This is a genomic window from Sphingobium sp. WR1 (genome assembly GCF_059693745.1).
The window spans coordinates 1-14,511 of record NZ_JCATID010000020.1; the positions used below are offsets into that span (position 1 = coordinate 1).

Genomic DNA, 14,511 nt, shown 5'->3' on the forward strand with positions numbered 1-14,511 from the left:
CTGCGCTTGATCGATGAGCGCGCGTCCGGTCAGCTTCGCTACCGTCGAACTACACCATCACCCGGGGCACGACCCGCCGCTACGCCGGCTGCATGTCGGTCCGGGTCCTGCATCGCGATGACGGAACGATGGTCAACGACCGAGCGAAACTCATTTGTAATCGGTCGAAGACCCAGCATGATGGCATTAGAGCCGCCGAGCCGATGCAATCGGATCGACGGCTCTAGTGGTCCGATTCTGACATTCGACACCGCTTGAGGCCATGTCCCACATGAATGTCAGAATCTATTCGGACCACTAGAAATATTTGATTCTAGTGGATTTTACGATTTTGACATTTGCAGACCCATCCCAACCGCCAGGGGATGCAAATGTCAAAATCAATCCACTAGATGGCGGCGGCGATCAGTTGCCGGCGATCGAACGGGTTCCGCTCGCATCGGCATAGCGTTCGCGCGTCTCGGCGCGGGCGATGGCGGCAGTGATCGGCGCCTGGACATGCGCAATCGCATTGCGGCGGCAGGCGGCCACCATCGCCAGGTCCGTCGACGCGCAAACCCGCGAAGCGGCGCGGGAGATGCGGCTGCGCAGCTCCTTCTGCTGGTCGGCCTTCGCCAGGTTCAGGTCGCCATGATAGACTTCGCTGGTGCGGCCATTGGACTGGAAATCCTCGGCCGCGGCGGCGCCGGTCAGGGCGGCGACGGCAAGGACGGCGGCGGCAATCTTCGACGAACGGAACATGGGCATATCTCCTCGAAACCTGTTGTGACCCGGGCCGCCCATGGGGGGCATCGCGGCGCCGGAGGGTGCGAGCGGGGAAGCCGGAGGTCTTGGGGTCGGCTCCTGTCCCGCTCGCTTATTCTGTGTAGGCGTGCACGCCGGTCGCCGCGCGTCCGGTTCGACCGGATGCGATCGTCATCGGCCAACGACGCCGGCTTCGACCAATGACAGGAAGGGAGGGGATGAACGGCGCGACGAACGACATCCGCCCGACGACAAGCGGCATGTTCCGTAACGGAAAGTGCGAATCGCAACGAAATCGTCAGATACAAGAACGCCCCCGGCGCAAGGGAGGGCCGGGGGCGTATCCAGGATGCTGTCGGGCACTCCGGATCGGGTTGAACGCTATGACGGAGAGACGACGCCTTTGGCGGTGAACCGTCCCTTAACGCCCACCATCATATCGTCGGGACGACATGGGTGATCCACGGTTCGATGACCGGCCTTCCCCGGACGCCGGGCGGCATGGCCGATGGACCAACCACCTACCAGCGCCGACGAACGACATCAGTCGAGCGGCGGCAGGCCCGCCGCGCGCAACGCATCGGCCAGATAGGCGGCGAAGGCCGCCGCGCGCACCGGCGCGCGCTGGCGTGTCCAGGCGAGCGCGACCAGCGGGCGCCAGGCCGCCAGCGCTTCGGCGTCCAGTCCCGTCAGCGTGCGATAGCGCCGCAGATACCAACCGCTCGCCGCGTCGCGCACCGCCGCCTCCACTCGCCCGACATCGCCGCCCCGCCCGACATCGCCTCCTGGCCCGAAACGCATCACCATTTCGGTCCGCACCAGATCCGTCGCGATCGCACCGCAGGCCGCCCGCGACCAGTCGATCACGCTCACGCCCCTGTCGGTCACGATCAGATTGGCCGGATGCAGGTCGCCATGCGACAGCGCGTCGCCTTCGTTCAGCACGTCCAGCCGCTCGATCGCCGCCAGCCGCAGCGCAGCGCCTACCGGCGCCGCCTCGATATCCTCGGCGATGATCGCCTTGCGGCTGCGCAGCGAAGGCGCATGGCAGGCCTGGATGCGCTGTTGCAGCCGCACCATCTGGTCCAGCGCCCAGCGCGTGCGGTGCGGGCGCCGGCGGATATAGGCCAGCAGATTGGGACCGCGCATCTCCTCATAGACGATGCCCTGCCGCCCGCCCGCCTCTTCCAGGCCGAAGACGCGCGGCACCGGCAGCCCGCTCGCCTGGAGCGTCCGCCCGATCGCATATTCGCGCGCGACGATGCCGGGATCGACGCCCGCATGGAACAGCTTGAGCACCCGCCCGCCGTCCAGCCGATAGACCTGCGCGCTCGCCCCGGCGGCGATGAAGGACGAAGGATCGGGCGGCGTCATTGCGCCGCCCTCTGCCCCAGCCAGCCCGGCTTGGCCAGCGTCTTTTCTACGTCTGGCCGTTTATGCCGCGACGAACATATCTGCGCCCGGCGCCAGGACGCGATGCTCATAATAGCCCGCGTCGATATAATGTTCGGTCAACGCCTCGACATCACTGCCGAAGGCGGCGGCCAGGTCGGGATTGGCTGCGGCATAGGCCAGCGCGTCGAACCCGTCGACATCGCGCCCCGCGGCCCGGCCCCACTGGATATAGTCGCGGGCCGCCGCATCGTCGTCGCTGCCCAGCGCCACGATCAGGTCGGGGTTGGACGCGATATAGCGCAGCCCGTCGAACGCATCGGCGGACCGTCCCTCGGCCCGCCCGGCCAGGTCCAGCCATCGGCGGACAGCAGACTGTAGCTCGCCTGCGTATCGCCCAGCACCAGCGTATCGAACCCCGCGCCGCCATCGACGATATTGTTACCGGCGCCCGGTTCGAGCAGGTCGTCGCCAAGGCCGCCGTCAAGCCGATCATGCCCCGCCCCGCCGGCAAGCAGGTCATTCCCGTCATGCCCGCTGAGGACATCGTCGCCCGCAAGGCCGGCCAGATGATTGTTGCCAGCATCGCCTTCCATGATGTCATGCCGGACAGTCCCGGCCCGGTCATTGTCGGGCACGGTGACGGTCACGATCTCGCTGTCCGTCCCCGCCGCGAAAATCTGCCCGCTCGCCGTCACCTTGAACGCCAGTATCTCGTCGCCCTCGATCAGAAGATCGTCCACGCCGCCGCCGATGACCGGCAGGTCGATGACATAATCGCCCGTCGGCGACTGGGAGACGGCATAGGTGCCGACAAAGGCAGGCACATTGACTTCATCGGCCGTTACGGTCGAATGTTCGGCATCGAAAGCGACCCTGACGGTGCCAGAATAACTGCTCACTTCATGTAGCGTGAGAACCGGCGAAACCGATGTGCCGGCCCCCTCCCCGATCGAACCGGATCGTCGTCACATCGTCACTCGCTCTGGCCGTGAAGGTCAATATCGTGCCACCTCCCGTCACATCCACGAGCGTCGGAAAACTCAGCGACATCAAAACCGGATTCGTCGTATCGGCAGTTGCCATGATCACCCCTGTATCACCCAGCGGATATGCCCCCATATCCTTGAGCGCGCCATCTCCAAATAAATGCAAAGAAATCAACCGTTATTCATTCGCGGCCATAACCCGGCCATGACAAATTCTATCGCGGCTCAGCAAAAATACGCTTTTCGGTTCGCGATAGCCTTCCCGTCTCGCGGCCCTTCCAACCCTTGCCGTATTCCCTCCCCATATCCATCTGGCTGGCTTTGACGGCATCTTGCCCAATCAGAACAAATATGGAACAACACGCCCCATGAGTCTCACGCACATCCAGAAGCAGAGCTTTGCCGAATGCTGACCCACATCTCCGTCCGCGGCGCGCGCGAGCACAACCTCAAGGGCGTCGACGTCGACCTGCCCCGCGATTCCCTCATCGTGATCACCGGCCTCTCCGGCTCGGGCAAGTCGTCCCTCGCCTTCGACACCATCTATGCCGAGGGGCAGCGCCGCTATGTGGAGTCGCTCTCCGCCTATGCGCGCCAGTTTCTGGAGATGATGCAGAAGCCCGATGTCGAGCATATCGAGGGGCTCAGCCCCGCCATCTCCATCGAGCAGAAGACCACCAGCCGCAACCCGCGCTCGACGGTGGCGACCGTCACCGAGATTTACGACTATATGCGCCTCCTCTGGGCGCGCGTCGGCATCCCCTACAGCCCCGCGACCGGCCTCCCCATCAGCGCCCAGACCGTCAGCCAGATGGTCGACCGGGTGATGCTCCTGCCCGAAGGCACCCGCTTCTACCTGCTCGCCCCCGTGGTGCGCGGCCGCAAGGGAGAGTATCGCAAGGAACTGATGGAGTGGCAGAAGGCGGGCTACACCCGCGTCCGCATCGACGGCGAAATCTATCTGATCGAGGACGCCCCGGCCCTCGACAAGAAGTACAAGCACGACATCGAAGTCGTGGTCGACCGCCTCGCCGTCGCCCCGGACATGGCCACCCGCCTCGCCGACAGTTTCGAACAGGCGCTCAAGCTCGCCGACGGCCTCGCCTATGTCGACCTGGCCGAAGGCGTCGTGCCGGGCCGCGAGGACGAAGCCCAGCCCGCCGACCAGAAGATGAAGGGCGCCGGTATTCCCGCCAACCGCATCGTCTTCTCCGAAAAATTCGCCTGCCCCGTCAGCGGCTTCACCATAGCCGAGATCGAGCCGCGCCTCTTCTCCTTCAACGCCCCGATGGGCGCCTGCCCGGCCTGCGACGGCCTGGGCGAGCGGCAGGAATTCGACCCCGAACTGGTCGTCCCCAATGAGGCCCTCTCCCTCAAGAAGGGCGCCGTCGTCCCCTGGGCCAAGTCCAACCCGCCCAGCCCCTATTATATGCAGGTGCTCGGCTCCCTCGCGCAGGAGTTCGGCTTCTCCCTCGACACCCCGTGGGCCGACCTGCCCGGCGAGGTGAAGCTCATCATCCTCCACGGCACCGGCGGCAAGCCCGTCACCCTACGCTTCCAGGACGGCAAGAAAAGTTACGAGGTCAAGAAAGCGTTCGAGGGCGTCATCGGCAACCTCAACCGTCGCCTCCTGCAAACCGACTCCGCCTGGATGCGCGAGGAACTGAGCAAATATCAGACCGCCATGCCGTGCGAGACCTGCAACGGCGCGCGCCTGAAACCCGAAGCGCTCGCGGTCAAGATCGCGGGCGAGGATATCTCCCTCTCCACCCGCCGCTCGGTGGTGGACGCGCTCGCCTTCTTCACCGCCATGCCGGACGCGCTCAACGACCAGCAGAACCAGATCGCCCGCGCCATCCTCAAGGAAATCGTCGAGCGCTTGGGCTTCCTCAACAATGTCGGCCTCGACTATCTGAACCTCGACCGCACCAGCGGCACCCTGTCGGGCGGCGAAAGCCAGCGCATCCGCCTCGCGTCGCAGATCGGCAGCGGCCTGTCGGGCGTCCTCTACGTCCTCGACGAACCCTCGATCGGCCTGCACCAGCGCGACAATGACCGGCTCCTCGTCACCCTGAAACGCCTGCGCGACCTCGGCAACAGCGTCATCGTCGTGGAGCATGACGAGGATGCGATCCGCCACGCCGACTATATCGTCGACATGGGGCCGGGCGCGGGCGTCCATGGCGGGCAGATCGTCGCGCAGGGCACCCTCAATGAACTGCTCGCGCACAAGGACAGCCTGACCGCCGACTATCTGAACGGCACCCGCCGCATCGAGGTGCCCACGAAACGCCGCAAGGGATCGGGCAAGAAGCTCACCGTCCACAATGCCCGCGCCAACAATCTGCGCGGCGTCACCGCGTCTATCCCGCTCGGCACCTTCACCTGCATCACCGGCGTCAGCGGCTCCGGCAAGTCCAGCTTCACCATCGACACGCTCTACGCCGCGTCGGCGCGCGCCCTCAACGGCGCCCGCATCGTCGCCGGGCCGCATGACAAGATCACCGGCCTCGACCATTGCGACAAGGTGATCGACATCGACCAGTCGCCCATCGGCCGCACCCCGCGCTCCAATCCGGCCACCTATACCGGCGCCTTCACCAACATCCGTGACTGGTTCGCGGGCCTCCCCGAAAGCCAGGCGCGGGGTTACAAGCCGGGCCGCTTCAGCTTCAACGTCAAGGGCGGCCGCTGCGAAGCCTGCCAGGGCGACGGCGTGCTCAAGATCGAGATGCACTTCCTCCCCGACGTCTATGTCACCTGCGACGTGTGCCACGGCGCGCGCTACAATCGCGAGACGCTGGAAGTGAAGTTCAAGGGCCAGTCGATCGCCGACGTGCTCGACATGACGGTCGAGGATGCGGTCGAATTCTTCAAGGCCGTCCCGCCGATCCGCGACAAGATGGCGATGCTCGCCGAAGTGGGCCTTGGCTATATCAAGGTCGGCCAGCAGGCCACGACCCTGTCCGGCGGCGAAGCCCAGCGCGTGAAACTCGCCAAGGAACTCTCGCGCCGCGCCACCGGCAACACGCTCTACATATTGGACGAGCCCACCACCGGCCTGCATTTCGAGGACGTCCGCAAACTGCTCGAAGTCCTCCACGCGCTGGTGGAGCAAGGCAACAGCGTGGTGGTGATCGAGCATAATCTCGACGTCATCAAGACCGCCGACTGGATCGTTGATATGGGACCGGAAGGCGGCGTGAAGGGCGGCGAGGTAGTCGCCGAAGGAACGCCGGAGAAGGTGGTGAAGGAAAAGCGCAGCTTTACCGGGCGCTATCTGGCGCCGCTGCTGGGGCTGGAGGCTGTGGCGGCGGAGTGAGGATTATAACTCAGGCTCGATAGGATCGACGAAAGTGTATCAGGATAATCGATGAAGGTACGCATTGTCAGCGTAGGCGAATACGATCGTCATGAAACAGAAGTGCGTTTCATTGCCACTGTGGATGGTCAATCTACACGCACAATGATAACGAACTATGCGATTTACATTCATTGGAGCGGCACTGAATATGCCTCCAGTAGATCCACTAGTGACATATGCTGCAAGTGGGAGGTTATTGGAGGTGATAGTAGCGCACACAATTAGAAATTCAGATGAACGGCCTGCTGCTTATTTGATTACTCATCAGGAAGTTTTGAGGGTAACAGGCAATATGAGTAACGCTGGAAATCCTCACACCCCAAATAAATGGAAATCCTAGAAGTTATTCATATTCCAGCCTCAGCCGTTGCCAATCGGCTAAAGCATCAGTAAAGCGCCGACGAAAAATATCCGCTTCATTCCCGTGAAGCGGATACCTATCTATGGAATAAGTCTGTCCTCGAATGACATCCAAAATTCTCATTTCATTTTGATTCACATTTGGAAAAGCATGGCCTAGCGCCCATAACGCTAGCCGAGCCGCCTCTTCGCCGAGAGCTGGTTCAGGGAACCAATATGGATAAACGAAGTGGTCTTCGTCACGCCCATCGCGAACAGACAAAATGTTTGCGAATTTTATCGACGCATCAACGTCAGGCAATCGGCAAACGGTTTTAAGAGCGTCACTCGGGACAAATGGCTGATTAGTCCAACGTCGCCGTTCATCCCACCACAGCAAAAACCCGTCTCGCAATCGGCCATATAAATTAGCACGTCTGGAATTGCCTTCAATTCTCAGCTCTGTTTGCTCAGTCAAGTCAGTTACGTCGAAGACATGATCCTTGGCGTCCCGCCAGAACGGACCATAGAAGTCCCCACCTCCCGCCTCTCCCCCATTTTCGCGAGCAAGATCATCTCGAATATCTCCTCGCAAAGCCGCAGTGCGCTGAGGTCCATGAAGATACATAATTTTCAATAACTTACGAAGATGGATGCTTTGCAATGACATATGCTCAATCCACTGTTTAGGAGAAAGTCATAACACATTGCCAACGAAAAAGAACAGTTACAGAACATGTTAGATTTGACAATTTGATCAGCGCCAGGAGTTAATTGCAACGATCATCAGCGTCCTAAACTCGCCGCATACCAACGCCGCCCGCACATCATCCGCACTCAGATACGGAAAATCCGCTACATCTCATCCACGCTCGCCCCACCGGCGAGCATATCCAAAATGTCGCTAACCCGCACCCGCGTTCCGGTCACGATCAGCCTCCCCCCGCAAATTGCAGGATCGACGGCGATACGGGAAAAGCCTGCGAGGGTCATGACAGCCAAACTATCAGACAAATTTCTTCCCTGCCAAATTTTCTCCGAATCTTGTCCGATATGGACCAATCCCCGCATCACGCCTCTGCGCGATATGGAAAGCCACATATTTCCGCGCTATCATCCGCTAATGACCAAACTCACCCCCATCGAGTCCGAGTTCGCGACGACCGAGGAAGCCGACGCCCATGACGCATGGGTCCGCGCCAAGGTAGAACGCGCACTCGCGTCCACCAAGCCGCGCATCCCGCATGACGCGGTCATGGCGAAGGCGCAGGCCATTCTCGACAAATATAAATGACGCTGCCGGTCGTTTGGGATGATGAGGCCGAAGCGGCTCTGCTCACCATTCTCGACTATATCGGCCCGCGCAACAAAGTGGCGGCTGACCGCCTCTATGCTGCCATCCGGCACACCGCCGATAATCTGCCCAACCATCCCTACGCCCACCGCCCCGGCCGCAGACCCGGCACGCGAGAAGCTGTGGTCCACCCCAACTATATCCTCATTTATCGCGTCGCCGCCGATGCCATAGAAGTGCTGACTCTCGTTCACGCCCGCCAACAATACCCCTGAAAATCCTATTTGCTGTCCTACACGGCCCCAATCTGCCTACCCTCCCGGCAAGCCTCACTCTTGAAGCAGGAGCCTTGCCATGACCATGCAATTCCCGCCCCTCCCCACCCCGGCCGATCCGGTCCGCGAAGACGGCTGGTCGCCCGCGCGCCAGCGCCGCTTCCTCGAAACCCTGGCGTCCTGCGGCGTCGTGCGCCTCGCCTGCGAATCCGTTCGCATCACCGCGCGCTCGGCCTATAATCTCCGCATCCGCCGCGACGGCGCGGCCTTTCGCCTCGGCTGGGACGCGGCGATCCTCATCGCCCGCGCGCGCCTCGCCGACGATCTGCTCGCCCGCGCCATCACCGGCTGCACCGACACGATCCGCCGCGACGAGGATAATTTCGAAGTCACCCGCCACCGCCACGACAATCGCCTCGCCATGTCGATGCTCGCCCGGCTGGACCGCATGGCCGATTGCCCGGCCGAAGGCTCCGACGCCGCCCTCGCCCGCATCGTGGCGCAGGATTTCGTCGCCTTTCTCGACATGATCTGCCCGGAGGAGGCGGTGCGCGCGGAGGCCGACCGCCTCGACCTCCCCCGCCCCGGCGCCGAACCCGGCGCGCGCACCATGGAGGATGCCCGGATGCTCGACGGCGACATGCCCGACATGCCGGAGCCGGTCGCCGGGGACACGGCCACCGCCCTGTCCCCCGCCGCCTCGGTGGCCCTCTTCATCGCCGCCCGCCTGGCGCTCCATGCGGCGCAGAAACCGCAGATTTCCGACACCCAGCAACGGTGTGAACTTCGCGCGCCGCCGGTGGTCCGCGCGACCCTTCCGCCCGACGAAGCCGCCGCGCGGCTGCGCGGCATCTGGTGGGATGAGGACCGGGAGGTCTGGCGCACCGACTTTCCCGCGCCGCCCGGCTTCGACGGCGAGGAAAGCGACGAGATTTACGATGTCGACGATTATGAGCGCGACCTGACGCCGGAGGAGGAAGAGGCGCTCGCCATCCGCGACGAGGCGGAACGCCGCCCCTATGAGGAAGCCGCCGCCCGCGCCCGCGACCTCTTCTTCGGCTTCGCCATGGACAATGGCGCGATGGCGCAGGGGACGGCGGGGGCCGTCATGGCCCAGGCCAGCCCCGGATGACGGCCCGGATGAGGCACCGCTGACGACCTTGCCGGCCGCCCCCGTCGCGCCGCACCGCGCCGATTTGCTATTATGGGCGCCTTATCCTATAAGGGCGGCGCTACAGTCGCAAATCGACGGTCTTCGGCGCTTTGCGGCCTTCCTCCTTCTTTCCCTGCCCCTTTAGCAACCCGGCGCGTCCACGCGGGATGCGTCGCATTGAAAGAAGGAATATTCCATGAGCATCGTAGGCACCGTCAAATTCTTCAACGCCGACAAGGGCTATGGCTTCATCGCCCCCGATGACGGCAGCCCGGACGCCTTCGTCCACATCAGCGCCGTGGAGCGCGCCGGCCTCGCCACGCTGCGCGAAAAGGACCGCGTCTCCTATGATCTGGAGCAGGACCGTCGCGGCAAGATGGCGGCCGTGAACATCGCCCACGCCGAATAAGCGGCGTTCGGGGCGGGCCGTCGTGCCCGCCCCCCTTCGGCCATAGGTCCGTGCCGCGCCTGCGCCCTGCGGGAATGGCGGCGCGGGCCGGCCGGGCGCCGCTCCCATGGCGTCCGGCCTCCTTCAAGGAGACTGCATGATGGCCAATCCCGACTATCGCGCCCTCGCCGCCCAGGCCCGCGGCGAAGCCGACGCCGCCACGCTGGACAATGTCCGCGACCGCTGCCTGCGGTCCGAAGCCGCCTTTCTCGCCATGGCCCGGCGCCAGGATCTGGCCGACGCCAACCGCGCCCGCCGCGAGCAGGAAGCACCGCCTCTCGTTGGCGAACCCTGAACCGCCGCATCCCCCGCTCGCCCCGTCGCGCCCTGCATATTCCGCGGAACCCGCCGCCGCCCCACCGGTTAAAGCTCCAAACCCTCACCAAGGAGCACTCCCATGATCCGTACCCTGATTTTCGGCGCCATCGCCGCCTATGTCGGCAAGAAACTTTATGACGACGGCAAGCTGACCGAGTTCAAGGACGATCTCGTCACCCGCTACAACGAAGCCAGGGCCAGGCTGGAGGATCGCCCTGCCGCGACGGCAAGCGAATCCGCCGCGCCAGCCGCCCCGCTCGTCTCCCCCGCCGCCGGCCCGGCCCGGCCCCTGCCCAATTGATCCCAGGATTCCGTTCGGCCTGAGCTTGTCGAAGGCCCATATTTTTCCTTGGAGGCTCGAAGCAACGCACTCCATCGACTCCCTGGCCACCCGCCCGCTGCCGTCTCCCCTCTCACGGCATCGGCGGGTGGCTTCTCCTTACCCGTCGCGAAATAGTTACCCTTACGCAACCATCGGCCCGCTGCGGGGTTGTTCCGCCGACGGGGTTTGAAAAAGGAGAGCGCCACCATGCGAAAAACCATTCTCGCCGCCGCCATTTTGGCGATGCTTCCGCTGGGGGCCTGCGCTTCGGACAATGGAGGTGGCTATGGTTATGGCTATGACCGTCCCGGCGACCGCCGCGGCCCGCCGCGTCATCACCGCCGGCCGATCCGCGACAGCGACACCATCTACCGCGACCGCGACGGCCGCTATTATTGCAAGCGCGACGACGGCACCACGGGCACCATCGTCGGCGCCATTGCCGGTGGCGTGCTCGGCAATGTCATCGCACCGGGCGGCTCCAAGACGCTCGGCACCATTCTCGGCGGCGCCGGCGGCGCGCTGGCGGGCCGGGCCATCGACCGGAACGACATCAACTGCGAATAAAGCATTTTCAAGTCAGAGGGTTGCATCTGACGACAGGGAAAATGCGGCAAGCAAGCAAAACATAAAAAAGGGCGCGGGGATCACGCCCCGCGCCCTTTCCTATTGCGTGACGCTGGATTACAGCTTTTCGGTAAGTTCCGGCACGATCTTGAACAGATCGCCGACCAGGCCGATGTCGGCGACCTGGAAGATCGGCGCGTCCTCGTCCTTGTTGATGGCGATGATGGTCTTGCTGTCCTTCATGCCGGCCAGATGCTGGATCGCGCCGGAGATGCCGACGGCGATATAGACTTCCGGCGCGACGATCTTGCCGGTCTGGCCGACCTGATAGTCGTTGGGCACATAGCCCGCGTCGACAGCGGCGCGGCTTGCGCCCACCGCCGCACCCAGCTTGTCCGCCAGCGGGAAGATGGTCGCCTCGAACGTCTCGCCGTCCTTCAGCGCGCGGCCGCCCGACACGATGATCTTGGCACTGGTCAGTTCCGGGCGCTCCTGCTTGGCGATCTCGGCGCCGACGAAGGACGAGATACCCTTGTCTCCGGTCGAGGACACCGCTTCGACCGCGCCCGAGCCGCCTTCCTTGGCCGCCTTCTCGAAGGCCGTGCCGCGAACGGTGAGGACCTTCTTGGCATCCTTCGACTTGACGGTCGCGATCGCGTTGCCGGCATAGATGGGACGTGTGAACGTGTCTTCGCTCTCGACCGACAATATGTCGCTGATCTGCATCACGTCCAGCAGAGCCGCGACACGCGGCGCGATATTCTTGCCGTTGCTGGTGGCGGGCGCGACGAAGGCGTCGTGGCTGCCCATCAGTTCGACGATCAGCGGCGCGACATTTTCCGGCAGCGCATGGCCAAAAGCCGCGTCATCGGCGACATGGACCTTGCCCACGCCCGCGATCTTCGCGGCTTCGGCGGCCACGCCCTCGACGCCCTGGCCCGCGACCAGCAGATGCACCTCGCCCAGCTTTCCAGCGGCGGTGACGGCGGAAAGGGTCGCGTCCTTGACGGCGCCGCCCTCATGTTCAACCCAAACAAGAGTCTTCATATTCTCTATCCTCTACACCCGTCCGGGCCGAGCCTGTCGACAAGCTCAGGGCGAACGGCGTTGGAAACCTGCGTTACGCCGCGACGCCCAGAGCCTTGAGCTTGGCGACCAGTTCATCGACATCGGCAACCTTTACCCCAGCCGACCGCTTGGCGGGTTCGGAAACCTTGAGCGTTTCGAGACGCGGCGAAATGTCCACGCCATAATCGGCAGGCGCCTTGGTCGCGAGCGGCTTCGACTTCGCCTTCATGATGTTGGGCAGCGAGGCATAGCGCGGTTCGTTGAGGCGCAGGTCGGTGGTGATGATGGCGGGCGTGTTGAGCTTCACCGTCTCCAGGCCGCCATCGACTTCGCGGGTCACGCTGACCTTGTCGCCCCCGACCTCGACCTTGGATGCGAAGGTGCCCTGCGGCAGGTTCAGCAGCGCGGCCAGCATCTGGCCGGTCTGGTTGCTGTCATCGTCGATCGCCTGCTTACCCAGGATGATGAGGCCGGCGGCCTCTTCTTCCTGCACCTTGGCGAGCAGCTTGGCCACGCCCAGCGGTTCGACTTCATCGTCGGTCTGGATCAGTATGGCGCGGTCAGCCCCCATGGCCAGCGCCGTGCGCAACGTTTCCTGCGCCTTGGCGACGCCGATGGAAACAGCCACCACCTCGGTCGCGACGCCCTTTTCCTTCAGGCGGATCGCTTCTTCCACGGCGATCTCGTCGAAGGGGTTCATGCTCATCTTGACGTTCGCCAGGTCAACGCCCGTCCCGTCGCCCTTCACCCGCGGCTTCACATTATAGTCAATCACCCGCTTCACGGGCACAAGGATCTTCATCTTCAACATCCTCCATATTAACGCCAAATTCCCAGCCGGGCCAAATCCGCAAATGGGAACAAGGGCGCGGGCAGCCCGCTTCCGGACTGCCCACACCCCCTTGGTGTATCGTTCAGGCGAAAAAGCCGGTCAGGCCGCCTTCCTCACTTCCGCCACGATCTTCTTCGCCGCGTCGCCCAGATCGTCCGCCGGGACGATGGCCAGGCCCGACTTGGCCAGAATTTCCTTGCCCTGCTGGACGTTCGTGCCTTCCAGGCGGACGACCAGCGGGACCGACAGATTCACATCCTTGGCGGCCGCGACGATGCCCTCGGCAATGATGTCGCACTTCATGATGCCACCGAAAATGTTGACCAGGATGCCCTTCACCGCCGGGTCCTTCAGGATGATCTTGAAGGCCGCAGTCACCTTCTCCTTTGAAGCGCCGCCACCGACGTCCAGAAAGTTGGCGGGGAATTCGCCGTTCAGCTTGATGATGTCCATGGTCGCCATGGCCAGGCCCGCGCCGTTCACCATGCAGCCGATATTGCCGTCCAGCTTGATATAGGCCAGGTCATATTCCGAAGCCTCGACCTCGGCCGGGTCTTCCTCGGTCAGATCGCGCAGCTGCGCTATGTCCTTATGGCGGAACATGGCGTTGCCGTCGAAGCCCACCTTGGCGTCGAGCACCAGCAGATTGCCCTGCTCGGTCAGCGCCAGCGGATTGACTTCGATCTGCTCGGCGTCGGTGTCGAGGAACGCGGCGTAGAGCGACGAGGCGACCTTGGCGGCCTGCTTCGCCTGGTCGCCGGTCAGGCCCAGCGCGGCGGCGACGGCGCGGCCATGGTGCGGCTGGAAGCCGGAAGCCGGATCGACCGAGAAGCTGTGGATCTTTTCGGGGGTCGAATGGGCGACCTCTTCAATGTCCATGCCGCCTTCGGTCGACACGACGAAGGCGATGCGGCTGGTGGCGCGGTCGACCAGCAGGGCCAGGTAGAATTCCTTGGCGATGTCGGCGCCGTCGGTGATGTAGAGGCGGTTGACCTGCTTGCCCGCTTCGCCGGTCTGGATCGTGACCAGCGTATTGCCCAGCATGTCGGCCGAATGGGCCTTCACTTCGTCCAGGTTGAAGGCAAGGCGGACGCCGCCCTTCGCTTCGGGAGCCAGTTCCTTGAACTTGCCCTTGCCGCGACCACCGGCATGGATCTGCGACTTCACGACATAGAGCGGCCCAGGCAGCTTCTTGGCGGCTTCGACGGCTTCTTCGACGGTGAAGGCGGCATAGCCGGCGGCGATCGGCGCGCCATATTTGGCCAGCAGTTCCTTGGCCTGATATTCGTGAATGTTCATGGGCTCGCCCGTCCTTTTGCGTTGAACCTGATGTCCAGCGGCTAAGCACAGGCGGCAAAGGGGCGCCAGCAGATTTTGCAAAATCACTTTGCAAAATTGCAAAACGG

Annotated in this window: 19 protein-coding genes; 9 read left to right on the top strand and 10 right to left on the bottom strand. The window is 63.5% G+C overall.

Annotated elements, in window-relative coordinates; all coding sequences use genetic code 11:
* Window positions 1–405: 405 nt before the first annotated feature.
* The 5 genes from AC58EF_RS20200 to AC58EF_RS20220 all read right to left on the bottom strand — a co-directional run bounded on the left by AC58EF_RS20200 (window position 406) and on the right by AC58EF_RS20220 (window position 3,222).
* Window positions 406–741 (bottom strand): UrcA family protein, encoded by a 336-nt coding sequence (locus AC58EF_RS20200; RefSeq protein WP_497278165.1) that lies wholly within the window; start codon window positions 739–741, stop codon window positions 406–408.
* A gap of 546 nt (window positions 742–1,287) precedes the next feature.
* The gene (locus AC58EF_RS20205) at window positions 1,288–2,118 is read right to left on the bottom strand and encodes a phosphotransferase family protein (protein ID WP_497278166.1); all 831 of its coding nucleotides are present in this window, start codon (window positions 2,116–2,118) and stop codon (window positions 1,288–1,290) included.
* Window positions 2,119–2,178: 60 nt separating this feature from the next.
* Window positions 2,179–2,409 (bottom strand): hypothetical protein, encoded by a 231-nt coding sequence (locus AC58EF_RS20210; RefSeq protein WP_497278167.1) that lies wholly within the window; start codon window positions 2,407–2,409, stop codon window positions 2,179–2,181.
* A gap of 2 nt (window positions 2,410–2,411) precedes the next feature.
* Window positions 2,412–3,038, bottom strand: a complete 627-nt coding sequence (locus tag AC58EF_RS20215) for a calcium-binding protein (protein WP_497278168.1) — start codon at window positions 3,036–3,038, stop codon at window positions 2,412–2,414.
* Window position 3,039: 1 nt separating this feature from the next.
* Window positions 3,040–3,222 carry a hypothetical protein gene (locus tag AC58EF_RS20220; protein ID WP_497278169.1) on the bottom strand — a complete coding sequence of 61 codons (183 nt, stop codon included), beginning with the start codon at window positions 3,220–3,222 and terminating at the stop codon, window positions 3,040–3,042.
* A gap of 309 nt (window positions 3,223–3,531) precedes the next feature.
* Here AC58EF_RS20220 and uvrA point away from each other — a divergent pair, with 309 nt between their 5' ends.
* Complete coding sequence (gene uvrA / locus AC58EF_RS20225; protein ID WP_497278170.1) at window positions 3,532–6,447, top strand: excinuclease ABC subunit UvrA; 2,916 nt, start codon at window positions 3,532–3,534, stop codon at window positions 6,445–6,447.
* A 385-nt stretch (window positions 6,448–6,832) separates the two neighbouring features.
* On the opposite strand, the gene AC58EF_RS20230 is transcribed toward uvrA, so the two are convergent.
* Window positions 6,833–7,498: a hypothetical protein gene (locus tag AC58EF_RS20230; RefSeq protein WP_497278172.1), complete on the bottom strand. Its 666-nt coding sequence runs from the start codon at window positions 7,496–7,498 to the stop codon at window positions 6,833–6,835.
* A 103-nt stretch (window positions 7,499–7,601) separates the two neighbouring features.
* Here AC58EF_RS20230 and AC58EF_RS20235 point away from each other — a divergent pair, with 103 nt between their 5' ends.
* Window positions 7,602–7,736, top strand: coding sequence for a hypothetical protein (locus tag AC58EF_RS20235; protein ID WP_497278292.1), 135 nt, complete (start codon window positions 7,602–7,604; stop codon window positions 7,734–7,736).
* Here the strand turns inward: AC58EF_RS20235 and AC58EF_RS20240 are convergent.
* Window positions 7,684–7,929: a DUF433 domain-containing protein gene (locus AC58EF_RS20240; RefSeq protein WP_497278173.1), complete on the bottom strand. Its 246-nt coding sequence runs from the start codon at window positions 7,927–7,929 to the stop codon at window positions 7,684–7,686. The two genes, AC58EF_RS20235 and AC58EF_RS20240, sit on opposite strands and share 53 nt — an antisense overlap.
* A gap of 22 nt (window positions 7,930–7,951) precedes the next feature.
* On the opposite strand from AC58EF_RS20240, the gene relB reads away from it, so the two are divergent.
* The 7 genes from relB to AC58EF_RS20275 all read left to right on the top strand — a co-directional run bounded on the left by relB (window position 7,952) and on the right by AC58EF_RS20275 (window position 11,205).
* Window positions 7,952–8,122 (top strand): type II toxin-antitoxin system RelB family antitoxin, encoded by a 171-nt coding sequence (gene relB / locus AC58EF_RS20245; RefSeq protein ID WP_497278174.1) that lies wholly within the window; start codon window positions 7,952–7,954, stop codon window positions 8,120–8,122.
* Window positions 8,119–8,397 carry a type II toxin-antitoxin system RelE/ParE family toxin gene (locus AC58EF_RS20250; protein ID WP_497278175.1) on the top strand — a complete coding sequence of 93 codons (279 nt, stop codon included), beginning with the start codon at window positions 8,119–8,121 and terminating at the stop codon, window positions 8,395–8,397. The genes relB and AC58EF_RS20250 overlap by 4 nt, the downstream gene beginning before the upstream one ends.
* Before the next feature lie 79 nt (window positions 8,398–8,476).
* Entirely contained in the window at window positions 8,477–9,529 is a 1,053-nt protein-coding gene (locus AC58EF_RS20255) for a hypothetical protein (protein ID WP_497278176.1), read from the top strand.
* A 217-nt stretch (window positions 9,530–9,746) separates the two neighbouring features.
* On the top strand, window positions 9,747–9,959 hold the full coding sequence (locus AC58EF_RS20260) for a cold-shock protein (protein ID WP_242929927.1): 213 nt from the start codon (window positions 9,747–9,749) through the stop codon (window positions 9,957–9,959).
* A gap of 136 nt (window positions 9,960–10,095) precedes the next feature.
* Complete coding sequence (locus AC58EF_RS20265) at window positions 10,096–10,293, top strand: hypothetical protein (RefSeq protein ID WP_497278177.1); 198 nt, start codon at window positions 10,096–10,098, stop codon at window positions 10,291–10,293.
* A gap of 102 nt (window positions 10,294–10,395) precedes the next feature.
* On the top strand, window positions 10,396–10,617 hold the full coding sequence (locus AC58EF_RS20270) for a hypothetical protein (RefSeq protein ID WP_497278178.1): 222 nt from the start codon (window positions 10,396–10,398) through the stop codon (window positions 10,615–10,617).
* A gap of 228 nt (window positions 10,618–10,845) precedes the next feature.
* A complete protein-coding gene (locus AC58EF_RS20275; RefSeq protein WP_497278180.1) occupies window positions 10,846–11,205 on the top strand; it encodes a glycine zipper 2TM domain-containing protein in 360 nt (119 codons plus the stop codon).
* Window positions 11,206–11,322: 117 nt separating this feature from the next.
* Here the strand turns inward: AC58EF_RS20275 and AC58EF_RS20280 are convergent, their stop codons facing one another.
* From AC58EF_RS20280 to sucC, 3 genes are all read right to left on the bottom strand, one after another.
* On the bottom strand, window positions 11,323–12,252 hold the full coding sequence (locus AC58EF_RS20280) for an electron transfer flavoprotein subunit alpha/FixB family protein (protein ID WP_497278181.1): 930 nt from the start codon (window positions 12,250–12,252) through the stop codon (window positions 11,323–11,325).
* Between the two features lie 73 nt (window positions 12,253–12,325).
* Window positions 12,326–13,075: an electron transfer flavoprotein subunit beta/FixA family protein gene (locus AC58EF_RS20285; RefSeq protein WP_497278182.1), complete on the bottom strand. Its 750-nt coding sequence runs from the start codon at window positions 13,073–13,075 to the stop codon at window positions 12,326–12,328.
* Between the two features lie 129 nt (window positions 13,076–13,204).
* On the bottom strand, window positions 13,205–14,404 hold the full coding sequence (sucC, locus tag AC58EF_RS20290) for an ADP-forming succinate--CoA ligase subunit beta (protein WP_497278184.1): 1,200 nt from the start codon (window positions 14,402–14,404) through the stop codon (window positions 13,205–13,207).
* Between the last annotated feature and the right edge of the window lie 107 nt (window positions 14,405–14,511).